19 protein-coding genes and 1 tRNA gene are annotated in these 25,683 nt (G+C 36.0%); 4 read left to right on the top strand and 16 right to left on the bottom strand.

Translation table 11 applies throughout. From position 1 onward, the window contains the following. Positions 1-82: 82 nt before the first annotated feature. From OTK01_RS04200 to OTK01_RS04180, 5 genes are read right to left on the bottom strand one after another with little or no spacing between them, the layout of a single operon-like run. Positions 83-1,693 (bottom strand): peptide ABC transporter substrate-binding protein, encoded by a 1,611-nt coding sequence (locus tag OTK01_RS04200; RefSeq protein WP_029227983.1) that lies wholly within the window; start codon positions 1,691-1,693, stop codon positions 83-85. A 52-nt stretch (positions 1,694-1,745) separates the two neighbouring features. Continuing rightward, positions 1,746-2,711 (bottom strand): ABC transporter ATP-binding protein, encoded by a 966-nt coding sequence (locus tag OTK01_RS04195; RefSeq protein WP_029227984.1) that lies wholly within the window; start codon positions 2,709-2,711, stop codon positions 1,746-1,748. Positions 2,712-2,743: 32 nt separating this feature from the next. After that, entirely contained in the window at positions 2,744-3,760 is a 1,017-nt protein-coding gene (locus tag OTK01_RS04190; protein ID WP_029227985.1) for an ABC transporter ATP-binding protein, read from the bottom strand. A gap of 42 nt (positions 3,761-3,802) precedes the next feature. Continuing rightward, a complete protein-coding gene (locus OTK01_RS04185) occupies positions 3,803-4,780 on the bottom strand; it encodes an ABC transporter permease (RefSeq protein ID WP_029227986.1) in 978 nt (325 codons plus the stop codon). Between the two features lie 22 nt (positions 4,781-4,802). Next, a complete protein-coding gene (locus OTK01_RS04180; RefSeq protein WP_029227987.1) occupies positions 4,803-5,723 on the bottom strand; it encodes an ABC transporter permease in 921 nt (306 codons plus the stop codon). Between the two features lie 410 nt (positions 5,724-6,133). On the opposite strand from OTK01_RS04180, the gene OTK01_RS04175 reads away from it, so the two are divergent. Continuing rightward, entirely contained in the window at positions 6,134-7,078 is a 945-nt protein-coding gene (locus tag OTK01_RS04175) for an L-lactate dehydrogenase (RefSeq protein WP_029227988.1), read from the top strand. Between the two features lie 122 nt (positions 7,079-7,200). Continuing rightward, entirely contained in the window at positions 7,201-7,500 is a 300-nt protein-coding gene (rpsT, locus tag OTK01_RS04170; protein ID WP_013291003.1) for a 30S ribosomal protein S20, read from the top strand. Positions 7,501-7,548: 48 nt separating this feature from the next. Here the strand turns inward: rpsT and holA are convergent, their stop codons facing one another. The 4 genes from holA to OTK01_RS04150 form a co-directional block, all read right to left on the bottom strand. After that, the gene (gene holA / locus OTK01_RS04165) at positions 7,549-8,556 is read right to left on the bottom strand and encodes a DNA polymerase III subunit delta (RefSeq protein ID WP_029227989.1); all 1,008 of its coding nucleotides are present in this window, start codon (positions 8,554-8,556) and stop codon (positions 7,549-7,551) included. A gap of 10 nt (positions 8,557-8,566) precedes the next feature. Next, a complete protein-coding gene (locus OTK01_RS04160; protein ID WP_029227990.1) occupies positions 8,567-10,825 on the bottom strand; it encodes a DNA internalization-related competence protein ComEC/Rec2 in 2,259 nt (752 codons plus the stop codon). After that, positions 10,822-11,661 carry a PHP domain-containing protein gene (locus OTK01_RS04155; RefSeq protein WP_029227991.1) on the bottom strand — a complete coding sequence of 280 codons (840 nt, stop codon included), beginning with the start codon at positions 11,659-11,661 and terminating at the stop codon, positions 10,822-10,824. The genes OTK01_RS04160 and OTK01_RS04155 overlap by 4 nt, the downstream gene beginning before the upstream one ends. Before the next feature lie 111 nt (positions 11,662-11,772). Then, on the bottom strand, positions 11,773-13,161 hold the full coding sequence (locus tag OTK01_RS04150; protein ID WP_013432123.1) for an NAD(P)/FAD-dependent oxidoreductase: 1,389 nt from the start codon (positions 13,159-13,161) through the stop codon (positions 11,773-11,775). Positions 13,162-13,339: 178 nt separating this feature from the next. Between OTK01_RS04150 and OTK01_RS04145 the strand changes: the two genes are divergently transcribed. Continuing rightward, positions 13,340-14,386 carry a hypothetical protein gene (locus tag OTK01_RS04145; protein WP_029227992.1) on the top strand — a complete coding sequence of 349 codons (1,047 nt, stop codon included), beginning with the start codon at positions 13,340-13,342 and terminating at the stop codon, positions 14,384-14,386. A gap of 58 nt (positions 14,387-14,444) precedes the next feature. On the opposite strand, the gene OTK01_RS04140 is transcribed toward OTK01_RS04145, so the two are convergent. From OTK01_RS04140 to OTK01_RS04120, 5 genes are all read right to left on the bottom strand, one after another. Then, positions 14,445-15,188, bottom strand: a complete 744-nt coding sequence (locus tag OTK01_RS04140; RefSeq protein ID WP_029227993.1) for a TIGR03915 family putative DNA repair protein — start codon at positions 15,186-15,188, stop codon at positions 14,445-14,447. A 3-nt stretch (positions 15,189-15,191) separates the two neighbouring features. Next, positions 15,192-16,439, bottom strand: coding sequence for a putative DNA modification/repair radical SAM protein (locus OTK01_RS04135; protein WP_029227994.1), 1,248 nt, complete (start codon positions 16,437-16,439; stop codon positions 15,192-15,194). Positions 16,440-16,661: 222 nt separating this feature from the next. Beyond that, positions 16,662-18,701 (bottom strand): beta-galactosidase, encoded by a 2,040-nt coding sequence (locus OTK01_RS04130; RefSeq protein ID WP_029227995.1) that lies wholly within the window; start codon positions 18,699-18,701, stop codon positions 16,662-16,664. Positions 18,702-18,745: 44 nt separating this feature from the next. Further along, positions 18,746-19,117: a sensory rhodopsin transducer gene (locus tag OTK01_RS04125; protein ID WP_029227996.1), complete on the bottom strand. Its 372-nt coding sequence runs from the start codon at positions 19,115-19,117 to the stop codon at positions 18,746-18,748. 28 nt (positions 19,118-19,145) lie between these two features. Then, positions 19,146-20,270 (bottom strand): alpha/beta hydrolase family protein, encoded by a 1,125-nt coding sequence (locus OTK01_RS04120; RefSeq protein ID WP_029227997.1) that lies wholly within the window; start codon positions 20,268-20,270, stop codon positions 19,146-19,148. 215 nt (positions 20,271-20,485) lie between these two features. Here OTK01_RS04120 and OTK01_RS04115 point away from each other — a divergent pair. Next, positions 20,486-20,561 (top strand) — tRNA-Arg (locus OTK01_RS04115). Positions 20,562-21,362: 801 nt separating this feature from the next. Here the strand turns inward: OTK01_RS04115 and OTK01_RS04110 are convergent. Further along, positions 21,363-24,503 (bottom strand): DEAD/DEAH box helicase, encoded by a 3,141-nt coding sequence (locus OTK01_RS04110; RefSeq protein WP_029227999.1) that lies wholly within the window; start codon positions 24,501-24,503, stop codon positions 21,363-21,365. 1 nt (position 24,504) lies between these two features. After that, positions 24,505-25,305 (bottom strand): hypothetical protein, encoded by an 801-nt coding sequence (locus OTK01_RS04105; RefSeq protein ID WP_029228000.1) that lies wholly within the window; start codon positions 25,303-25,305, stop codon positions 24,505-24,507. Positions 25,306-25,683 lie beyond the last annotated feature (378 nt).

Below are 25,683 nucleotides of genomic sequence, written 5' to 3'. Positions count from 1 at the left end.
ATTTTTTCGATTCTAAAGCAAAAAAGGGAAGAGCAAAAAATTCTTTCTTTGCCCTTCCCTTATTATTTTACTTCGCTTTAGTTTACTTTTCAATCTTAGCATACATGAAGTAGTTAAATCCAAGCGGCGAAATGTAATAGTTCTTTACATAGTCTCTGAGTACATGACCTTTTACATAGAAGTAAATCGGAATAATTGCATAATCTTGCATCAAAATCTTCTCTGCCTGCATCATATACTGCATTCTCTGCTTTCTATCTGATGTCTTCTTTGCCTTAATTACAAGCTCATCATATTTTGGATTGCTCCAGTTAGTGTTGTTGTTATCACTGTATGATGTGAACAAGTCCAAGAATGTCATCGGGTCAACATAGTCGCCAAGCCAGCCGTCTCTTGCAACCATGTAATCCTTTTTATGTCTTCTTTCAAGCAGAACCTTCCAGTCCATGTTAGAAAGTTTTACCTTTATTCCAAGTTGCTGCCACATGTTTTGAATAGCTTCTGCAATCTTCTTATGTCCTTCACTTGTGTTATATATAATCTCTATTTCTGGGAAGCCTTTTCCGTTCGGATATCCAGCTTCTGCCAAAAGCTTCTTTGCTTTTGCTAAATCAGCTTTTACTGGTAAAAAGTGTCCTGATTCGTCTCTGAAATCTTTAGAAATACCTTTTATACCGTATGGCACAAAGCCTGTTGCTGGCTTTTGACCAAGCTTACCAATATTTTCTACGATATATGTTCTGTCAATTGCAAGCGAAAGAGCTTGTCTTACTCTCTTGTCATTAAATGGTTTTACCTTGCAGTTTACATCATAGTAGTATGTGCCAAGAAGTGGCCATATCTTCAATTTCTTTTCTTTGATTAATCTTGGAATCTCGTCAGTTGGCACAGACTCTGCACCGTCAACCTGACCTGCTTCGTATGCAAGAAGGTTTGCTTTGTCATCCTCTGAAAGTTTGTAAACAATCTTTTCAAGTGTTATAGATTTTGCATCCCAATATTTTGGATTCTTCTTAAACTCAATATATGAGTTGTGTACCCATTTTGTCATGATAAATGGACCATTACCAATATATGTTTTTGGATCTGTTGCCCATTTGTCACCATACTTTTCTATTATATCCTTTCTAACTGGGAAGTATGTTGGGAAGTTTGTAAGTTCTAAGAAGTATGGTGTAGGTGCTTCCAATGTAACCTGTAAAGTTGTAGCATTTAACGCCTTCACACCAACGTCAGATGCTTTTGCTTTGCCTTCATTGAATTTCTGACCATTTTTGATGTAGTAAAGCTGGTATGCATACTCAGACGCTGTTTTTGGGTCCAAAGCTCTCTTCCATGCATACTCAAAATCGTATGCTGTAACAGGTTTTCCGTCCGACCACTTTGCATTCTTTCTTATATAGAATGTGTAAGTAAGCCCGTCCTTAGAAACTGTCCATTTTTCAGCCATCCCAGGAACAGTTTCGCCTTTTACATTTACTCTTGTCAAACCTTCGAAAACATTGATTATAATGTTTGCAGCATCAGCAGCAGTGTTGAGTGCTGGGTCAAGGTATCTTGGTTCAGCACCATTGATGTACGTGAAAACCTGTTTTGATGAAGCAGCTTCTGCTCCCCTGTAATTTGAGCTTAGAAATAACCCTGTCACAAGGAACACGACCAAAATAAAGGTAGCAATAATACGTTTCTTCATACACACTCTCCTCCTCACATAAAATTTTTTATATATCTTTACGCAGCCTGCCTTATTTTCTGTCCATCAAATGGCAGGCTACGTAATGACCAGAACCTACATCCTTAAGTACTGGCTCTTCCTCTTTGCACCTGTCAAACGCATACCTGCATCTTGTTCTAAACCTGCAACCACTTGGAGGATTTAGAGGGCTTGGAACATCTCCCTCCAATATAATCCTTGTTCTCTCCTTAGAAATTTTCGGGTCAGGTATTGGTATTGCAGAAAGCAGTGCCTGTGTATATGGATGCAAAGGATTGCTGTAAAGCTCGTTACTTTCTGCAAGTTCCACAAGCTTTCCTAAATACATTACACCTACCCTGCTGCTTATATGTTTTACCATCGAAAGGTCATGAGCAATGAAAAGGTAGGTAAGTCCCAGCTGCTGCTGCAAATCTTCAAGCATATTAACAATCTGAGCCTGGATTGAAACATCAAGTGCTGAAATTGGCTCGTCGCAGATGATAAATTCAGGTTCAACCGCTAAAGCCCTTGCAATTCCAATTCGCTGTCTCTGTCCTCCAGAAAACTCGTGTGGATACCTGTTTGCATGTTCGCTGCTGAGTCCTACAAGTCTTAAAAGTTCTTGAACTCTTTCTTTTTTTTCGTTGCCCTTTGCAATGTTGTGTATCTCGAGCGGCTCGCCTATTATATCACCAACTGTCATTCTTGGATTGAGTGAAGCATACGGGTCCTGGAAAATCATCTGCATTGATTTTCTATAAGGAAGCATGTCCTTTTTTGTTATATCTTCTCCTTTGAAAATAATCTGCCCGCTTGTTGGTTCATAAAGCCTTATGATGGTTCTTCCCGTTGTAGACTTGCCACAGCCGCTTTCACCAACAAGTCCCAGCGTCTCACCCTTTTTTATGAAAAAGCTCACGCTATCTACCGCTTTTATATATGCTTTTTTCCCCAGTCCCATCTTTACTGGAAAATACTTTTTTAGATTTTTTACTTCAATCAAAACCTCATTCAACTTTTCCACCTGCCTCTTGAATTGCAACTTACTTATTCGTTTGCTGCTTTTGCCTTTTCCAGCAAGCTCTGTGGAGCATACTGGTGATTCAGCCAGCACCTTGACCTATGGCCATCCCCAACTTCGAAAAGTGGTGGTCTTACTTCCAAGCACACTCTCATTGCATATTCACACCTTGGCGCAAACGGACATCCTTTCGGCGGTTTTAGAAGGTCTGGTGGCTGGCCTTCAATCGGCACAAGCCTTTTCTTAAGACCTAAATGCATCTTTGGCACAGACCTCAAAAGCCCCCATGTGTACGGATGCTTGGGGTTGTAAAATATATCATCAACAGTTCCTTCCTCAACAATAATTCCACCGTACATTACAATTACCTTTTGGCATATGTCTGCCACAACACCAAGGTCATGAGTAATAAGTATAATTGACATCTTAAGCTGCTGTTGAAGTTTTTTCAAAAGGTCCAATATCTGAGCCTGGATGGTAACGTCAAGTGCAGTTGTTGGCTCATCTGCAATTAAAAGCTTGGGGTTGCACGAAAGAGCCATCGCTATCATAACTCTCTGGCGCATACCACCCGAAAACTCGTGCGGGTACTGTGAAAGTCTTCGCTCAGGACTTGGAATACCAACAAGCTTTAACATTTCAACCGCTCTTTTTTTAGCCTGAGCTGTTGAAACTTTGTTGTGTATCTTTATCGCCTCTATTAACTGATTTCCGATTGTAAAAACAGGGTTTAAAGAGGTCATCGGGTCCTGAAATATCATACTGATTTTGTTTCCTCTTATGTCTCTCATCTCTTTCTCAGAAAGTTTAAGTAAGTCCTTACCTTCAAATATTATCTGACCGTCAACTATTTTTCCAGGCGGTGCAATAAGTCTCATGATGGACATTGAAGTCACACTTTTACCACTTCCAGATTCGCCTACAATACCCACAGTCTGTCCTTCATATACATCAAACGAAACATCGTTTACTGCCTTTACCTCTCCAATATGAGTAAAAAATGACGTTTTCAAATTCTTTACTTCTAACAATTTTTCAGCCAACTCTTTTCACCTCAAATTCTGGAAAATTATGTTTTAAAAAAGTTACTTTCTCATTCGTGGATCAAGTGCATCTCTGAGCCCATCCCCAAACAAGTTGAATGCAAGTATTATCAAACACAACAAAAGTGATGGGAAAAATAGTCTATAAGGGTACGATATAAACCCGTTAACACCGTCTGATGCTAAAGAACCAAGCGATGGAACAGGTGCGTCAACACCAAGACCAATAAAGCTCAAGAAAGACTCAGTAAAAATAGCGCTTGGAATTTGCAATGTAGCAGTGACTATAATTGACCCCATGCTGTTTGGAATCAGGTGCCTGAGCAAAATCCTCCAACCACTTGCACCAATTGTCTTTGCCGCTGTAACATACTCTTGCTGTTTCAAGCTCAATATCTCGCCACGCACAATCCTCGCCATCGAAATCCAGTAAGTAAGTCCCAATGCAATGTATATACAAACAAGTGGTGCACCCACTGTCTGAAGTCCGCTTAAAAATGAATATCTATCGAAAAGCTCTTCCAAAGCAGGCTTTAGCGATACTGAAAGAAGAATAACGTAAATCATCAAAGGTATACTGTACAGGATATCAACTATTCTCATCATTATGTTGTCAACTCTGCCACCTATATACCCCGAGATGCCCCCATATAAAACACCAATCACAATATTTATAATTGTTGCAACAATTCCTATGGAAAGAGAGATTCTCATACCATACAAGCATCTTACAAACAAATCTCTACCAAGCTCATCAGTTCCAAATAAATGAGTAAGTGACGGTGGCAGTGCTTCATGCCCTCTAATCTGCTGATCATATTTGTATGGCATAACTATTGGACCAATTATGGCAAGCAATATAAAAAACACTATTGTCCACATTGATGCCATTGCTACTTTATTAGCTTTAAGTCTTCTCCATGCATCCTGCCAGTAGCTCATGCTTGGCCTGACAATTGTCTCTTGCTGCCTCTCCTCTTTCGGAACTGGTACAAATAGTTCTTTTGATATATTCTCCATTATCTTCTTTTCCCCCTTAAAATCAGTCCTCAAGTTTTATACGCGGGTCTATAAATACATAGATAATGTCAACAATTAGGTTCATAAATATCAAAAATGCTGCATAAAATATTGTGGTTCCCATCACAAGTGAATAGTCCCTGTTTGATATACTATCAACATAGAACCTTCCCATTCCTGGGATTGAGAAAATCTTTTCAACCACAAAACTACCAGTGAGTATTCCAGCAATTAAAGGTCCTAAGTACGTTACAACAGGAATCAAAGAGTTTTTCAGCGCATGTTTGTATATGACTATGAAATCTGAAAGTCCTTTCGCTCGTGCAGTTCTTATATAGTCCTGTGATAAACTTTCAAGCATACTGCTTCGAATAAGCCTTGCAATAAAGGATATTGGATAAGCTGCCAGCGTCACAACCGGGAGAATATAACTTCTTGGTTCATCTAACCCCATAATAGGTACAAGTTGCAGCTTTACACCAAAGATATACATCAAAATTACCGCAAGCACAAATCCAGGTATTGTAATGAAAATTGTGGCTATCACCATAGACAAGTTATCTTGCCACTTTCCCTGATGCACAGCTGACCAAATACCAAGAGGTATCCCTATCAAAAGGCTTAAGATTATAGCTAAAATCCCCACCTTTGCAGAGACTGGAAATGTCTCTGCGATAATTTCATTGACAGTTCTGCCCTGATTTCTCATTGAAATTCCCAAATCACCGTGCAAAAGGCTATTTAAATACTTAACGTACTGGACTGCAAGCGGTTTGTTAAGTCCATATTTTTCGTTTAGGTTTTGCAAAATCTGCTCAGGCAAAGTCTTTTCTCCGGTGAACGGACCACCAGGTATCATTCTCATTAGAAAAAATGTAACAGTAATTATAACGAATAATGATACAATGGACCACACTATCCTTTTGAGTATGTATCTTGCCACGCGTAATCTCTCCTTTGGTAATTAATTTGTTAAACAACCAATGCACATTTATGCAATTGTTTGAATATTTATAAAATTATTTATTTCAAAATTCTCGTTGATAATTATAGCACTATGTGCTTGCATAATCAATACATTTGTGTGCGTTTAATTTTCTGAAAATATCAATTTTTTGTCAATCGTTTGAATTGTATGCATGTATCTGTTTATACTTATTAAAGTTTTTCTTAAATTTCCGGCTGCTGTATTGCTCAAAATGAAGGATAATATCTTAAAGTTTTCATTTTAGTACATTTTGGTTCATTAATATTTATACTCTTAAGCGGCATAAAAATTTTTGTGTGTTTTGAACTATCCTTTTGAGGGTAAAATTATGATAGAAAACAAATGGGCTTGGGAGGAAAAATTTTATGAGAAAACCGGGTAAAATTGTGATAATTGGAACAGGCTTTGTGGGTGCATCAACTGCTTTTGCTCTTGTAGATGCTGGGCTTGCAACAGAACTTGTTCTGATTGACGTAAACCGTGCAAAAGCTGAAGGTGAAGCGATGGATTTAAATCACGGAATATCCTTTGTAAAACCCGTCAAGATATGGGCAGGTGACTATGAGGATTGTAAAGATGCTGATATAATAATAATCACTGCTGGTGCTAACCAAAAGCCTGGCGAAACAAGGCTTGACCTTACTCATAAAAATGCACAGATTACAAAGTCGATAGTTGAAAATATTATCAAATATACGCAAGATGCAATACTTTTAATGGTCACTAACCCTGTTGATGTTCTCACGTATGTAATGTATAAAGTTTCAGGCCTGCCAAAAAATCAGGTTATAGGTTCTGGAACAGTCTTAGACTCATCGCAATTCAGATACCTCTTGGCACAGCATTGCCAGGTTGACGTGAGAAATGTTCATGCATATATCTTGGGCGAACATGGAGACAGTGAAATTGCTGCATGGTCGCTTACAAACATAGGTGGCGTGAATTTTATGCAAGAATGTCTTTTGTGCGGGAAAAACTGCTCACCTGAAGTAAAAGAGGAAATTTTCAACAAAGTAAAGAATGCTGCATATGAAATAATTGAAAGAAAAGGAGCAACATATTACGCCATTGCATTGGCTGTTAGAAGAATTGTTGAAGCTATAATCAGAGATGAAAATTCTATACTGCCTGTCTCATCAATAGTTGATGATGTATATGGTGTAAAAGATGTTGCAATTTCACTTCCTGCGATTGTCAATAAAAGCGGAGTTGTAAAAGTATTTGATATTCCTCTGACAGATGAGGAAAAAGAAAAGCTCAAAAACTCTGCTCAGATAATAAAAAGTGTAATAGAGTCTTTAAAATTATAATGAGGCAAGGCAAAAACCTTGCCTTTTGCTTTATTTTATTTGCCACTTTGAGTTGTTGCAATTTTGCTTTTGTCGTGATAAAATAGCAATTAGTCTTAAATTTTGAGTGGAGGTGAAAAGTTTTGGCAAACACAAAGTCTGCTAAAAAGAAGATAAAGGTTATAAGACGTAGAACTATTGAAAATAAGATTCAAAAGTTTAAAATGAAAAAAGCTATAAAAGAGGTCAAAAAAGCACTGCTTAGCGGTGACATCGAAAAGGCAAAGGAACTTTACTCAAAAGCTGCAAAGCTCATTGACCAAACAGCTGCAAAAGGCGTAATTCATAAGAACAATGCTTCAAGAAAGAAATCAAGACTTATGAAGCTCATCAACAAGTATGCTGCTCTGTCTTCGCCACAGCCAGAATCAAAAGCTCAATAATAAAAAAGGGCTGTCCAGTCACTTTCAAATGGATAGCCTTTTTGTATTTTATTTTACAATTTGATACAAAAGCATTTCAAGCGCTGTCTCATCATCAATTTGCCCTCTTTTTATCATGTACTCGTATTCTATGGTCTTTTGAATTATAGTTTTTATTTTATCAAGGGTAAAGGTTTCTGCCTGTTTTTTGTACTTGTCAACAAAGAACTCAAGAATGCCAAGCTGTTTTGCAATCTGTTTTTTGTTTGTCTCCTGCATCTCTTTTAGCATCCCAAGTATTTTAAAATGTCGCAAAATCAAAGCCAAAATCTTGCTGACACTTGTTTTGAGCTGATACAGCTCTCTCAGATATTTATACCCACTTTCCAAATCCTTTGTCGCAAAAGCATCAAGCATCTGGAATATATGGTCTTGTGGGTTGTCGGTCAAGGTCTTTAATATATCATCATGCGTAACCTTGCTTCTTTTGCCAAGATATGAAATGAGAACTTGTAAATAGTTGTAAATAAGCATCATGTCCTTGTTGTAATGAAGAATAATCTCCTGTGCCATATTTTCAGAGATTGCTTTCCCTTCTTTTGACATTACATTTTGAACCCACTTTACTAAATCGGGCATGGACGGCTGCACAAGTTCTGCAGAAAATGCTATTTGTTTGAGGGCGGAAAACAACTTGTTTTCTTTTGCTTCGTATTCTTTGAAGATTATATAAGTACTGTCACTTTTAAAATTCTTGAGATTATCTATGATGGCAGAAAGATTAAGGCTGGAGTTTGTAGATGCATATTTGAAAAAGTTTTTGAAGATTAGCACTCTTGGCTCTAAATCAAAAGATATTGAAAACATTTCGTTTATTATATCGTTATAATTTGCAGTCTCACCGTCAAACCTTACTATGTTGTTCAAATTCCCACCCACGATGGCATGGCTAAAGCGCCTCGTATATTCGTCAATCAAAAATATTTCCTGACCATAAAAAAGGTATATCCTCTTGAAATCTTTTTTCAAAAGCTGAGAATTTAACTCTTTTATAATCTCTTTTGATTTTTCAGCCATGTTAACTACTTCACCTCACAATATACGGGTTTATCATCACCTTATTTTTGTCAACCACTATGTCTATGGTTCCATTTAAATCTGTTCTATACACCTTAATATTCCTGTCTTTGAGTCTTTGCAAGACCTCATTCGAAGGATGCCCAAAGATGTTGTCTTTCCCTACTGAAATTACTGCAACTTTCGGCTTTACATTTTCCAAAAACTCTTCAGATGTTGCTGTGCTGCTTCCATGGTGCCCTACTTTTAAGATTATTGCATGCAAGTTATATTTCTTTACATATTCCTTTTCAGACTCATACGAAGCATCACCTGTAAAAAGCATAGAAAAATTGCCAAATGTAAGCTTTACAACCACAGAATTATTTTCATCTTCTTCTACAGGTGGGATAAAATAGGCTTTTAAATCCTTGTAGCGATAAACTTTCAAGTTGTCTACTAACACAACCTTTTGTTCTTTGAGCTTTTGAGCATTTTCAAGATAGACTTCTTTTGATGTTACAATCCTGTCAACTTTCATCTCATCGAGCAGATAATCAAAGTCTCCAATATGGTCACTGTGCTTGTGTGTCAAGACCAGAATATCAAGTTTTGCTACTCCTCTTTTGAGTATATACGGAAGAACAACTCTTTTCAAGCTGCTAAAATCTTCATATTCAGGTCCTGTATCAATCAGCATTGAAAACCCTTTGTATGTAATAAGGGTACTGTCTCCCTGTCCTACATCTATTACGTTTATGATGAGCCTATTGTAATTTAGGAGCATCTGGAAAATGAATGCTACAAGTAACCCACCAATGCTCAAATAAATCACATATTTTAGTTGCCTGCTCATAAAGCTTTTAAAAATTAAATAAGCTACAACAAGATAGTAACAAAATATTAGCTTCTCATCCCATAAAATGAATTTCACATGCGAAAACCCTACATGAGATAATTTTGAAAGGTACATTAGCATTTTCACACAGATTTCTAAAAACCATTTAAGTGGTAGTACATTCGCATTGAAAACCAAAAATAGACAATACATCAGTCCAGCCGGCACAACAGCACCTGCAACTGGCACAGCAACTATATTTGTCAAGAAAGAAATAACTGAGACCTCAGAAAAATAATAAGCCATCAATGGCAATATTAAAATTTGAGCAGAGATTGAAACTGCAATAAGTGAAGATACACCTCTTGGTATCTTTAACTTCGCAAAATACTCATATATCCGTTTATAAAACAGAATTATTGAAAGAACACTCAAAAAAGACAGCTGAAACCCAATGTCAAAAAGAAAAAGCGGATTTACAAGCAGCATCAAAGCGCTTGATACTGCCAAGCTGTTGAGGGTATCAGGATTTCTGTAAATAATCCTTCCAGTATAGAAGATTGCCGCCATAATCGAAGCTCTAACAACAGATGCCGACATACCTGTGACGATAGCAAAAACAATTATGACACCTATTATTAAAAAGTTCACTCCCTTACCATAAACCTTTAATATTCTTCTGAACAAAATTTCAACAAAAGCGCAAAGCACTCCTACATTTCCACCAGAGACCGCAAGAAGGTGAGCAAGTCCGCTTCGCTGAAAATCTTTGTACACATCATCTGGAATTGTGGATTTGTTGCCAAGAATTAGACCTTTCAAAAGTGAAGATATATCATTTTTAAAAGACCTATCTATGAGATTATTTAGCATTGCAGAAAATCTATTGAGAAGACTGAGAACATTTTTGCCTTGAGAAATAACCTCTACATCTTTTGAGTAAAGTGTATAAATAGCACCTTTGCCTTTCAAATATTCTCTGTAGTCAAATCCAAATCTGTTTGTCTTTCCTTTTGGAATTTTAAGTTTTCCAGAAACTTTTACAGTATCTCCATAAAAAATACTTTTTTTAGACTCTGTTGTGACTCTAATAGCAACAGCCTTTGAATTTAGCTTTGTTTTAAGGTAAAAGGAAGTCTTTTTATCGCTTATCTCGGGAAATGAGCAGATATTGCCAACAATATAAACATGTTTCCCATCCAGATTTTTTTGAGGCTCAAGGATATTGAAAATGTAATAAGTCCTGAAAAGCTGCAGCGTGAGAAAAAGAAAACCTAAAATAAACAAAAGTTTTTCTTTTTTAAAGTACTGAGGAAGAAAATAGTAGGCTGCGCAAAACACTCCTAAAATTAGCAAAAGGCAAAATACAAGTGCCTCAATTTCTTTTATATTTCTGCCCAGAACAATTCCTATCATCATAAAACCGGCAACAAATAACGCCTTTCTTGTCATGGTTTGAGTACCCTGCTTTCTAACATGTAGAAAATTTCATCATCTATCTTTAAATTTCCCTTTCCAACTCCTATACAAATCTCTGGTTTGTTTTCCCCGTGAAAGTCGCTTCCACCACTGATAGCAAGGTCAAGTTTTTTAGCAATCTCCAAAAGCATATTTGTTTCTTTTTGGCTGTGGTCCGAGTGGAAAACCTCAAGCCCGTCAAGCCCATACTCTTTTAGTTCCAAAAATACGTTTTCACTTCCCTCATCCAGATACAAATACTTGTGAGGATGTGCCAAAATAGCAAGCCCGCCTGCCTTTTTTATTGCCCCAATAGCCTCCTGAGGCTTTAACTTATCCTTTTTCACATAAGCAGGTTTGCCAAAACCTAAAAGCTTTTCAAACACCTCTTTTGTGGTGGAAAAGTATCCTTTCTTGACAAGCACCTGGGCAATATGAGGTCTTCCTATCATCTCACCCGAAGATAACTTTTCTACTTCATCTATCGAAATGTCATATCCCATTTTCCTGAGCTTTTCAATTATCTTAGGGTTTCTTTCTTTCCTGAACCTTTCAAGCATCTTTAGCTTTTGCTGCAAGAATTCATTGTTAATATCTACAAAAAGCCCTAAAATGTGCATTTCTATCTCAAAATCAGCGCTTATCTCAACACCGCTGACTACCTTAATCCCAAGCCTGTTTCCCTCATCGATGGCATGTATTACACCATCTGTTGTATCATGGTCGGTTATTGCAATAGCAAAAAGCCCTTTTTCTTTGGCAAGCTTTATAACCTCTTGAGGAGTAAGCGTTCCATCCGAAAATGTTGTGTGAACATGAAGGTCAACCATTCTGAGCAGCACTTCCTTTCTCTATTTATTATATCTTAAACTTAATAAATTAACAAAACAAAAAGGTGGCCTTTTTGCTCTTTTAAGACCACCTAAAAAACTTAAATGAACTTATAATTTGCTTGCAATCTCGCGGGCAATCAAAACTCCGTTCACGCTCGCCTGCATAAGTCCTCTTGTAATTCCTGCACCATCGCCACCAAAATAAAGGTTTTGAATTGTCAAACACTCAAAATTATTTTTGACTTTTACCTCGTTTGAATAAAACTTAACCTCAACACCGTAAAGCAGCGTGTCAAACGATGCAACTCCCTGCACGACATAGTCCAAAGCTTCAATCATCTCTTTTATATCAAGCATTATCCTGTAAGGCAAAACCAAGCTCAAGTCACCGGCAACAGCATCTGTAAGCGTTGGTACAACAGAGTTTCTTTTTATCCTCTCCTCGTTTGATCTTCTACCTCTTATAAAATCACCATACCTTTGAACAAGTACTTTGCCTCCAGAGAGCATGTTTGCAAGTTCTGCAATGTACTTGCCATACTTTATACTGTCCTTGAATGGGTCTGTAAAGTGTTTTGATACAAGCAGAGCAAAGTTTGTGTTGTCACTCTTTATATTTTTGTAGCTGTGACCGTTAACTACTGCCAGGTTGTCATAGTGCTCAACAGCAACATACCCGCCCGGGTTCATGCAAAATGTTCTTACCTTGTCATCAAACGTTTTTGTATAGTATATGAACTTGCTCTCATAAAGATGTTCTGTTATCCCCTTCCATATATGATTTGGCGTCTCTACTCTCACTCCTATGTCAACCCTGTTATTTTCGCACGGGATATTGTACTTTTCTATTATCTTCGAAAGCCAGCTCGCACCCTCACGTCCCACACATATAACAACATTTTTTGCACGGTATATACTGCCATCCTCAGCAACAACCCCTGCCGCTTTTCCGTCTTCCACAATCAAGTCTTTTACAGGTGTTTTGAATTTTATCTCAATGTTATTGCTAAGGAGAAAATCCTGGAGTCTTTTGTATATCTTTTTTGCCTCTTCGGTGCCAAGATGTCTTATTGGACTTTCAACAAGCATGAGGTTTGCAACAGTTGCCTTCCTTTTTATTTCCTCAATCACCTGACTATTTGTACCATATACCTTAGTGTCTGCTCCATTTTCAAGGTATATGCTATCTACGTACTTTATAAGCTCTACTGCCTTGCTTTGCCCAACAAATTCTTGAATTCTGCCACCAACGTTTGGTGATAGCGACAACTTCCCATCAGAAAACGCACCTGCACCCGAAAATCCAGTTGTTATATTGCAGGGTTTGCAGCCGCTACAAACATTTGTAACTCTCTTTGGGCACTCTCTCGACTCAATGTCCCTTCCTTTCTCAAATATCACAACTTTTGCCGCAGAAGAAGTTTTCACAAGCTCATATGCCGTAAATATCCCACATGGTCCTGCCCCTACAATAATGACATCATAAACTGTGCTCATATCCTTCACCCTTTTGCTTTTTGCAAAATTAAAAATCCCCTTTGAAATATTACACCAAATAAGAGAATTTGTCTATTAAAAATTTACACACTTTTTTAATAATTGAGAAACGAAAAATCTAAATAAACGAGGTATTATAAAAGTAGAAGAAAAAATTTACAAGGAGGCAAGTAAAAAAATGAAAAGAAAACTGATAAGCTTAATTTTAGTTTTTATCTTCACTTTAGCTTTATTGTTGCCAGCATATGCTGACCAAAATGCATCAACTACTTCATCTTCTCAAACTGTCACAAGCTCAGCTTATGACACAACCCAAGCACAAACTTATCAAACTACACAAGATACTACCTACTCCCAGACTTACAATACTCAAAATTCGACAACCACAACCACAACATATTCTTCGACATATAGTACAAATTCAACCACCGAAGTGATTCCACCCATTTCAAATGATAATGTAAATATCCGAGAGCCACAGAAACTTACAAAAGAGCAGAAAAAGACTATTAACAATCTCATTTTGCAAATAAATCAGCTAAAGGCAAAGTTTAACAAGATTAATGCCGATGTAAATCATCTGAGGGCAAAGATAAATGCTTACATCCAAGCTGCAAAAAGATATGATAAGAATTTCTTCACTCAGGAAATGAACAAGATAATTAACGAGGTAAACAAAACTATATCCCAACTTCAAAAGGAACTTAATAAAAAGAACTACTCATCTTCAAAGGTAGCAGAGCTCAACAATCAACTTAACCAAAAACTCAACGAACTAAAAGTGTATGAAGAAGTCTATAAAAACCAGCAGCAACAAGCAGTTGACCAGGCTGTATATCAAATAAAACAGTTTGTCGACCAGATACAACCAACAGTAAGTCAAAAGGTATACCAGATAAATACCATCGATAAGCAGATAAAAGTCAAACTCTATGAATATCATCAGATAGCTAAAACCAGCGATTATAACAAAATGGTAAGTATATTGAATGAAGTTGTAAGTTTGTATCAAACTAAAGTCAATACTATCTCCGAAATAAAAAATCTTTACACAGATATTCTTTCTAAGATAGAAAACATCGTCAAAAACTCCCTCAACATGCCTAAAAAGTATATTCAGCCAATGCAAGAAAAGAAAATCACAATTCCCGGCAAAGGTAATTCTAAAATAGAAATAGAAATAAAAAAGAATCCTCAGCAGCCTCAAAAAGGAAAGAAAAAATAAGATTTTAAATTTAAGCTCAAAACAAAAGGGTGTGCATCCGAAAAAGAAGGATGTACACCTAATTTTTTTCTACAAGATACTTCCAGTATCTTTTGGGCATGTTCTGCTGCTGAAGTTTTAGATTCTTCCTCTCTTCAATTGCCATTGCTTTGAAATAGGTCTTCCACAACATTTGAAACATCTCATCTTGTTGAGTTGCTTCTAATTTGAGATTGCTACAAGTTAAAAATTGGACTCTTTTTTTATCGTAAATAGCAATCTTGTTTCTCTTTACATCGTGCACAACCCAGCAAAATTCATTCAGCCTATTTTTAAAAAAATACGCAATTGGTTTTATGATGTCGTTTTTGGGTTCAAACTTTGCATAAAGAAATCCTTCATCTGTATCACAAAACCTCATAAGCCCCATGTACTTTCCTATTTCCCTGCTAACGTTTTTTGCCATCTTTTCAACTGCGTTTACTATATCATTGCTGTAAAGATACTTTATCTTTTTGCCATGGGTAAGTAACAAAAATAGATATCTCAAAATATAACCCTCTTTGTCCTTAGTATCTGATAAAAATGCATAGTAAATCTTTTTGAAAACATTGCTGTCAGCTTTTTCAATTATGCCTTTCCTCATTTCCAAAAACGTTTTGAAATCATTTTGAATCTCTCTTACACTATCTATGAACATCGGTTGGTACTCATCTTTTGAAACAATTATAGCCCTATCTTTATCTATACCTTCAGAAATAATGTGAAACGCCGCACACATAAAACCTTCGAATGTCCCGTCATACAAAAATATTTTGTACACCTTTTAAATCTCCCCTGTTATCACAGATGTAAATACTTCCCTATCAAAAAACGAAAGCTGTTGAGGCCTTTGCAAAGAATTTTTATCTATGAGTTTTTGCTTTATTTTCTCAGGTGGCAAATCAATTAAATACCTTTCAAATGTCTTGCCGTTGCAAGTTATAAAATATTTTGCTCTTTTTAGAACAACACCCATCTTTTTTAAATCCTCAAAATCCAGAGAATGAAATATCCTGTTTTTTATTATCCTCCTTGCACTTTTTATGCCAATTCCCGGCACTCTTATGAGTTCTTCATAACTTGCTCTGTTCACCTCAATAGGAAACCTATCAAGATTTCTGAGTGCCCACATCACTTTTGGGTCAACCTCAAGGTCAAGGTTCTCATCTTTACTTTTAAAAAGCTCATCAGCAGAAAAGTTGTATACACGAATCAGCCAGTCTGCCTGATAAAGTCTGTGTTCACGCAAAAGCGGTGGACTGTCCACTTTTAATATTCTTGGGTCGTGATTTACAGGCGTGTATGCAGAATAGTATACCCTTTTGAGCTTAAACTTCTTGTAAAGGTGCCGGCTTAAGTTGATTATTTTATAATCACTATCGTCTGTTGCACCAATTATCATCTGAGTGCTCTGGCCAGCCGATACAAAATTTTTCTCTTCTTCAGCTACTTTTGTTATAAACTCCATAGGCTTTAATATACTCTCTTTTGTTTTATTGGGACAGAGAAGCCTTAAGCTCTTTTCAGATGGAAGTTCAATATTGACGCTCATTCTGTCAGCCAAAAATCCAGTTTTTCTTATTAAATCAAGTGATGCATAGGGAATAGCCTTAACATGAATATATCCATTGAACTGGTATTTATATCTCAAAAGCCAAACTGTTCGAAAAAGCATCTCCATTGTCCAGTCAGGAGAATTTTTGATGGCAGAGCTCAAAAAAAGACCCTCTATATAGTTTCTCTTATAAAAGTTTATGGTCAGCTCAGCAACTTCCTGGGGTGTAAATGTTGCTCTTTTTATATCATTGCTCCTTCTGTTAATACAGTAAGCACAGTCAAAAATACATTCATTTGTAAATAGAACTTTCAAAAGGGAGATACAACGCCCATCATCTGTCCAGCTGTGGCAAATACCTGCAGAAAATGTTGAGCCAATTCCAAAATGTTTTTCCCTTTTGCTTCCGCTTGATGCACACGAAACATCATACTTTGCAGCAGCACCAAGCACCTCAAGTTTTTCAAATATATCCATCTAAATCACTTCTTTTTTTAAAGACTATGTATAGTTGATTTATACCTATATAATAACCGAATATATATTCTATTTCAAGAAAAAAATTAAGAGACCCTCCTCCCTCAGCTATAAAGAGAAAAGGGCCTCTTACTATCTCTTATGGCTTCAACACCGGAATAATTTGGCGACACCTATACTGCCACCTCTATTGTAGTTATCAATGGCAGCATCCGCGTTTTTTTAACCTTTTAATCCTCTTAGTACCATAACCTCTTTGGATGCAAGAGTAGCTTTTCCGCTTAAAACCTTCTGTGTTATAAGCTCATAATACTCATCTTCAAGCTCAATATTTACATCATAACCATTGAAATTCAAAAGAAACACATATTCATTACCATTCTTTTCTCTTTTTGTTACTTCAACACCTTCTGGCACAGGTAATATTGGTTGTACACCAGCCTTTTCAGCGTAGTACTTAACAAGGCCTTCTATAAACCTTTGCTCTGGTCTTGTTCCAATATAAATTGCCTTTCCATTTCCATAATCATTTTCAACAACTGCTGGCATCCCGCTGTAATAATCCTGTTCATAGTAAGCAAGCGCCCTTGCACCTTCAAGGTGAATAACGTCACAGATAAATTCACATTCGTATTTGCCATCAAGCATGCCAATAGGTTTTTCAAGTATAATTGCATTTTTCATATCAGGAAAAAGCGCATCAATCTCCTCAACCCAAATACCACAAAGTTTTCTAAACCATCCAGGATAGCCACCAAGAATTACTCTGTCATTTTCATCTACAAGACCTGATAAATATGTTGTAATAAATATTCCACCGTTTTTTACATAATTTTCTATGTTATTTGCACCTTCTTCGTCAAGAAGATACAAAAGTGGTGCAACAACAATCTTGTACCTTGTTAAATCCTCTTTCGGGTCAACAACATCCACATTTGTTTTTAGCTTATACAGTGCTCTATAGTACGCATCGATATGCTCAAGGTAAGATATATCATTTCTAAATCCCATACTCTCTTCAAGCGCCCACCAGTTTTCCCAGTCAAATAAAAGTGCAACCTCGCTCTTAGTTGTTGACTCCAAAATCTCATCTAAGCGCAAAAGTTCGTCGCCAATCTTTTTAAGCTCCTTGCTCACTCTCGTCTCAAGGTGTCCAACATGCGGAACCATCGCAGAGTGAAACTTTTCGCACGAAGCAATCGACTGTCTCCATTGGAAATACAGCACAGAATCAGCTCCGTGTGCAATTGCATGATAGCTCAAAAGCCTTATCATACCAGGTCTTTTTGCAGAGTTGTACCACTGCCAGTTTGTCTGGCTTGGTGTCTGTTCCATTAATATGAAAGACTGGTCTCTTTTGAGCCCTCTCATAAGGTCATGTTTGAAGGCAATTGTTGATGGAGCATCTTTTATCGAAGGATAATTGTCCCATGATACAATGTCCATATGTTTTGCCCATTTGTGATAGTCAAGAGGCTTAAACGGTCCCATCAGGTTTGTTGTAACAGGGATATCTGGCATGTATTTTTTGATAATCTCAACTTCCATTTTATAAAGATTTAGAAGGCTATCTGACATAAACCTCTTGTAATCAAGCGAAAGTCCCTGGAATGAACTTTTCTGCCTTCCAGGCATATATTCAAACTCTTCGTTCAGATACGATGGAACTTCTATCTCATCCCAATCATAAAATGTATGTCCCCAGAAAGCTGTGTTCCATCTTCTGTTGAGCTCATCCAATGTTTTATATCTTTCTTTTAGCCACTCTCTAAAGGCTTTTGCACAGTTTTCACAGTAGCAGTAAGGACCATATTCGTTACTGATATGCCACATTATAACTGCAGGATGGTCTTTATACCTTTTTGCCATCTCCTCAACAATTCTTCTTGCTGCATTTTTGAAGTTTGGACTGTTAGGACAGTAGTTCTGCCTTGCTCCATGTTTTCTCTTTCTTCCATGAATATCAACAGGAAGCACATCAGGATACTTTTTAGAAAGCCATGCTGGCTGAGAAGCTGTAGGTGTTGCCAAGATGACATGAATTCCATTTGAATAGAGCTTATTGATTATTTTATCAAGCCATTCAAATGTAAATTCATCTTCATTTGGCTGAAGCTGTGCCCATGAAAATATTGGCATAGAAACTGCATTCACATTATAGTATTTCATAAATTCAATGTCTTTTTCCCACACATCCTCTGTCCACTGGTCAGGATTGTAGTCTCCACCGTGCAAAAATTTTTTTAGCTTGATTTTGCCCATTATCAAAGCCTCCCTTTTAAAATACAAGATTGGTTGTTTGAGCTTTACTCAATTGGAAATCCAATAACACTCAAAAGCGCCATGTTGCCAAGTCTTGTGTCAAGACGTGACATTTGAACAACAATCTCTTTGTCACTCTCAACAACAAGAGAATATGGAACTTCTTTTGGAATAACAAGTCCACCAATAAGCTCTGGCTTATTTAACCATGCATGAATTGTTCTTCGGGCTTTCACAACAAAATAGTCACTTTCAATTGGCTCTCTGTCTTCAAAAAACACAGTAAGCTTTACTTTTGCGTCGCTATCCCCTGTGTTTACTATACACAAACACTCATGACCAGGAATTGACATTGAACCTTCTGATGGAATGTAACCATCTGGTATCACCCAAACTTTTTTCCCTAAATGTTTCAAATTAATTACCTCCTCTCATTTTGAGATTCTACAAATTTTTTACTATGTACTCCAAAGCATCCCTTTGCATATTTAAATTAAATTCATGCCCATTTGGATAAAATTTGTATTCAAACTGCTCACCACAGTCAAAATTTACAAAGTAACTTTTTATCCTCTCTACAGAAGAATGCATTGCATCTTTTGGAAAGAGACTATCATACTCACACTGCATAACAAAGAGTTTTCTTGGAGCAATCAAAGCTGCAACATCAGGCAGGTCAAGAACCCTTGTAAAACCTGGAATATGAACCATAAAAGTATGTCTTGCAGTTTTGCCAAGCATTTTTTTAAATTCTGACATAAAGGCAATGATGATGCTACATTTTATTTCATTTCTGAGGCTGCTCAAAAACAGTGTCCTAAAACCCCCTAAGGAAAATCCCATGCAACCAATTCTGTTTTTGTCTACATCCTCTCTTTGCAAGAGGTAGTTAATCCATGCCAAGTCTTCGTTTAACAAAATACTTGGCCAGTTTGTACCATATAGATTGATATTCTTAAACATCATAGGTTCAAGCTGTGAGGATATTTTATTGAAAATCCTTATATATTCATATGAACCTTCCTCATAATTCAAAAGCTCGTCTAATGAATTGTCATCTGTTAAAAGCTCAATTAACTCAGCAGAAAGCCTTCTTTGCCCAAAATAAAATGCATCGGGTGAAAACACAGCAAATCCTTTTTTTACAAACTCTAACGCCCAAGGTGATGACGAGTAAAACTTTTTCTGGTATTCATTGACAAAAGTCTGGGTATTGTCTTGCCTGTATATTCTTTCTTTACCATAGTAGTAAAATCCACCATGGTCATGCAAAACAACCACCACAGGATAAGGTGGATTCAAATCCCTTGGTTTTAAAAACACAGCTTCTGAGTGAATACCATTTAAATTTCCAGCTATAATCTCTTCTTTAAATTCACCATGGTCAATCTCAAATTTTTTATCTTCCCTGAATATTAGGCTTAAATTCAGGTAAAGAAGCGACGCCAATTTATCTACAATTTTCCTTTGCTCTTTAAAAGTTTTCTGATTTGAAACCTCTTCTCCCCACTTGGTGTTTTCAGAGGAGCTGTTGTGTTTGCCAAAGTATTTTTCAAAAATTTCTGACATCATTATCCCCTCAGATATCATTTTTTTATGCCTTATTAATGTATCACTGTTTGTATTAATATTGAGCTTGTTCTTATTATACTATAACTTTTCTTTGGATTGAATGATTTTGGTGTTTTGCAAATTAAGATTAATATCAATATTTTAAGATATTTAAAAAGGTTGCAAATTCATTGATTTGATTTTATAATTTAAATTGGTGTTATAAAGGACGTGCGCCCGTAGCTCAGAGGATAGAGCGTAGGACTTCGAATCCTGTGGTCGGGGGTTCGACTCCCCCCGGGCGTGCCAGATGAGATATATCAAGGACTAAGTGCAGTAGAAAAACTTGGAAATGGGTTTAAAAACACCCCAAGTCCTGTGGTAAATGTGTCCCATAGGACTTGTATATCCCCACTGGATTACAAAACGCCAAGTCATGACCACCAATCGCAAGAAAAATGCGAGAGGTGGTTTTATTATGCCCAGAAGAAGCGTTATCAAAATGGATTGGCGAAAAGCTTTACAGCAATTCCTGTTTTACAAACGGGCTGAAGGGAGAAGTGAATTAACACTTAGAGACTATGAATACCATGTAACACACTTTTTTGACCTTTACCGTTGCGCTGTCTTTTTACCCTGCCGAAAAGCTCTTTTCAGGTTCGCCTACTATGGCAAAATGTAAATAACACAAGGGTTTTAAAGTTTGTCCTGTGTCTGCTTTGGATTCAACTTTTTCGTAGATGCACAGGCGAGAAGCCTTTACATCAGGGTGGGACAATTTTGGTAGCCAACACTAGTATGAGATGCTTGTACTTTTCTTTTGTCCTTTCTTTATCGTTACCTGTTCCGAGCATTGGAAAACCAGATTCCTGCGCTCAGAAACTATCAGCTGAAAATCAAAAAGCCCTGAGAAATTCGACTCCCAGGGCTGTTTTGGAACATGTTCGAATTTTATTTTTACATTTTGTAGATGCATTTTAATGCTATTGGTGCTAACAATTGTAAGTTTATTATACAACATTTAAAGGTCAATGGCACGAGGAGTTTAACAAATTTGAATAAAGTAAAGCTTAACTGTCTGCTTGTCATTAGGTCAAAGGAGACTATCATTTATCTTTCTCCCGATAGTTTTTCCCATATTCTTTTATAGTCGGCACCAGAGATACTTTTATTTGAAGGTACGCTTTCATCCCAAATACTAATTGATATATTTTTTAACCACTCATAAGCAGATCTTGGAGATATATCTTCGTTTTTCATTTTGTATATTTCTCCAAGTTTATTTGCAATAGATCTTGGAACATTATTTATTCTCATTACAATACCTTCTTCAGTATTCACACCATAATATACCATAGCAGGAATATTTTTCAGATTCCTTATTTCGTCTTCTGTAAGTTGCGAAAAATTAATTCCAGATGTAGGCATACTCAAAAAAGCTGCCAATCCCCATGTAGCACCATTTACAACCTTTTGGTAAATGGCTTTTACGCAATCAGAAATTTTTCTTGGATCGTCGCTACCCCATATATTTTTGGCTATTTCAGTAAACTCTTTTCCAGACACCCAATCTATAATCAAGTGAGATAATTTAGAGTAAGTTTTTGTTTCTCCTGGTATATCAATTTCTAAACTTTTTTTAACTTCAGGAACAGAGAGCATAACTCCAATTAGTTTTTTTAATATTCCTGTTTCATTATTAAACATTTTACTGCTATACCAATCAGATTGTTTTAACTTTAGCTCTCTTATTTTGTATATTGCTCTTTCTATGGAATCAGGAGAGAAACCTGTTTGATCAGCTAAATTTACCAAGTATTCTTTACCGCTTAATTTATCAACATACTGTTTTACAGCATTCTTCAAGACTTCTTTTTTCCTCTGATTTAAAATTATATAGCCATAAGTTCTATTGAGCTCCATTTCAAGTCTAGTAATTAATTCAGAAACATTATTATATTGTTTATACAAGTGAGATATATATTGAAGAAAAGCTGACCATTCTGGATAACGAATAATTAACTCCATTCCAAGTTCTTGTCCTAGATTTTCTAATTCATCAACCATTTTTACAAGTATAGAAATAAGATCTCCCGTTTGCTTACGTACATAATCCATAATCTTACGTTTATCATTCTCATTTTTAACAGCAATTCCTACAATACCAAGAGATTTTTGATCTATTCTTCCTGCTCTACCTACAATGTTCCAGAAGTCCCTAACAGGCATTTCTCCAAATGGATAGCTATATGAAGCCATTAAGACTGCAGAAACTGGGAAATTTATACCCTGGGCTATAGTAGTAGTTGCAACTAAAACACGCAGTTTATTTTCTTCCATTAACCATTCCATTAGATATCTTACTTCATCAGGTAAACCTGCGTGGTGAATACCTATTCCTTTTGATAAATATTTGACTAATGGAAAATTCTCCCCCAGTTCTGCGGCAACAAATCTCTGGACCAATAGAATATCTTCATCCTCTACATTATCAAAATAACTATAAAGATGATCTGCAATCTCCCATGTCTCATTTATTGTTCTAGCAACTATTAATAAAGATCCAACATCTTCTAACTGTTTAGCAACAATAGATGTCAAAAGAGATTTATTATTAAGTTTCGAACGCGAAACATTGAAAAGATCATTGTAACTGCCAATTTGTACTTTATCAGAGAAAAAGATTGTAGAATGTGTTGTAATTAATGGCTCAAAATAAGTTTTCCATTTCCGCTTTTCTCCCTCTGCGTAATAAACTCCTACGATCTGATCATTAGGTTTCCACCATTGTAATTGAACTTCAATGGACTTCGGATTATCTGGACTTATCCATTTAGAAACCTCCCGAGAATTAGGAATAAAAGGAGTTAAGAGCAAGAAATTTGCATACTTGCAGTCACTCTTCACTATAGATATGAGCATTTCTATGTTTAATCCTCTGTCTGGGCTTTCTATATTATGTGCTTCGTCAACAATTAATAATACCAACTTACGACCTAATCTTTCTTCAATTCCTTGTCTTATCAGTAAATTTAATTTTTCATAAGTGGTAATTAGAATATCAAAAGCTTTCTCTTCAATTAGTTTTTCCTCAAAAAAATCAACTTCTAATGCCCCTGACATCTTTTCTACTTTTAGGTTTAATGGTTCATGCCCCAAATCCTTTATTAATCTATTGGTTATTTGATTTACCAGTGCTCTAGTAGGAACAGCATAAGCAACCCAACCATTTTCAAACTGATTTAGAGCTTGTAAAATCTTAAACTCTGCGATTAAAGTTTTTCCACTTGATGTCGGTAGATTAACTACAATTCCACGAGAGGCCGGATCCAACAATCCCATTTCCAATATAGCAGCCCTTTGAGGATATAACAGTTCATATACTGGCTTTGATGCTTTAGTTATAGTTTTCACAAAACTAGTTATTTTAGAATTAATTTTTTCTGAAACACGCCATATAGAATTGAATACCATCTTTTTAAACATTGCTAACATAAGTCGAAGAATAAGAGAAAATTCAAAATTTCCCGAAAAGTCGCAAAAATAAACTCCTTTGTTTAAATGATACTCTAATTCGCTTATAACTTTATCACTTGAAGGTTCACCCTCCAACATAAATTCTCCCAATATTTCTATAGATTTAGCAAAGTGATAGAATGAAGCTAGTTCTAGAGCAGCACCTTTTTTAAATTCTATATCTATAGACTCCAAATATCTTTCTTCATAGTCTTTTTGCTCATCTCGCAAACTGTTAATTAGATCTATTGCATTTCTGAGGTCTTCCCAAGAGTTTTTCTTAACAAGATATAATATCGCTAAATACGTTTTCTTAAATAGCCTTTCATCCCACGTGGTTTTATCATCAATACTAACTGACCATGCATTCTTTTCTTCTATTAAAAATCTTTTGCCATCTTCCCATTTCTCACCTAAATATGAATAACCTATCAACTTCAAAACATGTTTAATTTTGGGAATATCATCTTGAGGTAAAGGAAATACTTGAATTATGTCAAAGCATTTTTTATTTAAAAATGAAAACTCATTTTTCTTTTCTTCTTTGTCCCATAAATCTATTATCGCCAATTCGTATATTTCCAACACTTTTTCAAGTAACTCTTTTTCTTCATGGACCAAAGTAGATTTAGTAAATAACTTATTTTCAATTTTTCTCTTGTTAATTATTTCATCTGCTTTTCTTCGAATGTCCTCTGGAAGTTCACTTATTATCCAGTGAGCAATCTCATTCATTTTATCCACCTTCATCAACAATATAATTTTTCATATTTTTGATTGATATTGGAATATATAAGGCAATCAATTTTAATCGTGCTCCCTTAGATAGGTTGTTTTTCAAGGATTCGTACCTCGATTTCAAGTCTGTACTTTTTGGTTCAGTATCTCGAATTAATACACCAAAAAGAAAATACTTGTACTCTGCTTCTTCCTTTAAGTATGTTTTTAAAGCTTTGAGATAATCTTTTTTAAATGGATCCTCTTCCAACAAAGGTTGTACCTTAAATCCAAGCCATGAAATTAGTGATTTCTGTAAGTTTAGATCGCCTTGTATACTCCGAAGTTGATCTATCATACCTGATCTCCCATACATCACTTGAGGCGGAGAATTTTTATCTTCAGATGTTTTTACTTCTCCAAATAAGAATATAGTATTTTCTTCGTCAATATCTACAAAACCAACTAAATCTGCTCCTTGAAGATTTGCTTTAGGATTCCTTGCATCTCTAAAAGGCGGGTAATAAAATCTTGTACCCTCAAAATCTTCCAAATAACATTCAGCTAAAGCTTCTCCAATTCTCCAGTCTTCTGCAGGTGGTGAAATTGAAAATATATTAACGAGTAAAGATTTTTCAAAACCTGTTGAGGCTATATTCTCAAACTCATTAATGAGTAACATAGTACCATCTATATCATAAAATCTTTTCTTTACTCGTTTAGATAAGTACTCGTTGAAACCATTTTGCAAAACAATTCCTTCATATGCCGTTTTTCTATTAGTATTCCCATATACTATTTTTAAAGATAATGATGACATAATCACCATCTCCAATTTGTACTTACGCCTAACTCATTTGTAACCCCAATGCAGATAATATCCCAATTTTATGTGTTTTCGTTCTTCCACTCAAGTTTTTCGACTTTATTATACCATATCTTCTGGTAAGCCTAAATATTTTGATATCTCCAAAGTTTATAAGGAATTTTTTATTATAACACAATTGCATTTAAGAAATTTCTACTCCTCATCTTTTGCAGTTGTGTTTAACATCCTACAAACTCCTTTCCTTACCTGCAACCTAAAATTTCAAATTGTTTTTTTGACTTAAATGGCAGCATTCTTGGGTATAGAAAATTGCAGATTGCCTCCCAAGCCTTTTTGCCATTTGTTTTAAAAGTTTCAAATCTTCCTCCT

It is taken from the genome of Caldicellulosiruptor acetigenus (genome assembly GCF_026914305.1).
GTDB classification, from domain to species: domain Bacteria; phylum Bacillota; class Thermoanaerobacteria; order Caldicellulosiruptorales; family Caldicellulosiruptoraceae; genus Caldicellulosiruptor; species Caldicellulosiruptor acetigenus.
This window is presented reverse-complemented; position numbering and strand designations above follow the sequence as displayed.

Coding starts and splice junctions, on each gene's coding strand:
- OTK01_RS04200 (WP_029227983.1), bottom strand. CDS start 1,693: ATGAAGAAACGTATTATTGCTACCTTTATTTTGGTCGTGTTCCTTGTG.
- OTK01_RS04185 (WP_029227986.1), bottom strand. CDS start 4,780: ATGGAGAATATATCAAAAGAACTATTTGTACCAGTTCCGAAAGAGGAG.
- OTK01_RS04175 (WP_029227988.1), top strand. CDS start 6,134: ATGAGAAAACCGGGTAAAATTGTGATAATTGGAACAGGCTTTGTGGGT.
- holA (WP_029227989.1), bottom strand. CDS start 8,556: ATGGCTGAAAAATCAAAAGAGATTATAAAAGAGTTAAATTCTCAGCTT.
- OTK01_RS04160 (WP_029227990.1), bottom strand. CDS start 10,825: ATGACAAGAAAGGCGTTATTTGTTGCCGGTTTTATGATGATAGGAATT.
- OTK01_RS04155 (WP_029227991.1), bottom strand. CDS start 11,661: ATGGTTGACCTTCATGTTCACACAACATTTTCGGATGGAACGCTTACT.
- OTK01_RS04150 (WP_013432123.1), bottom strand. CDS start 13,161: ATGAGCACAGTTTATGATGTCATTATTGTAGGGGCAGGACCATGTGGG.
- OTK01_RS04145 (WP_029227992.1), top strand. CDS start 13,340: ATGAAAAGAAAACTGATAAGCTTAATTTTAGTTTTTATCTTCACTTTA.
- OTK01_RS04135 (WP_029227994.1), bottom strand. CDS start 16,439: ATGGATATATTTGAAAAACTTGAGGTGCTTGGTGCTGCTGCAAAGTAT.
- OTK01_RS04130 (WP_029227995.1), bottom strand. CDS start 18,701: ATGGGCAAAATCAAGCTAAAAAAATTTTTGCACGGTGGAGACTACAAT.
- OTK01_RS04120 (WP_029227997.1), bottom strand. CDS start 20,270: ATGTCAGAAATTTTTGAAAAATACTTTGGCAAACACAACAGCTCCTCT.
- OTK01_RS04110 (WP_029227999.1), bottom strand. CDS start 24,503: ATGAATGAGATTGCTCACTGGATAATAAGTGAACTTCCAGAGGACATT.
- OTK01_RS04105 (WP_029228000.1), bottom strand. CDS start 25,305: ATGTCATCATTATCTTTAAAAATAGTATATGGGAATACTAATAGAAAA.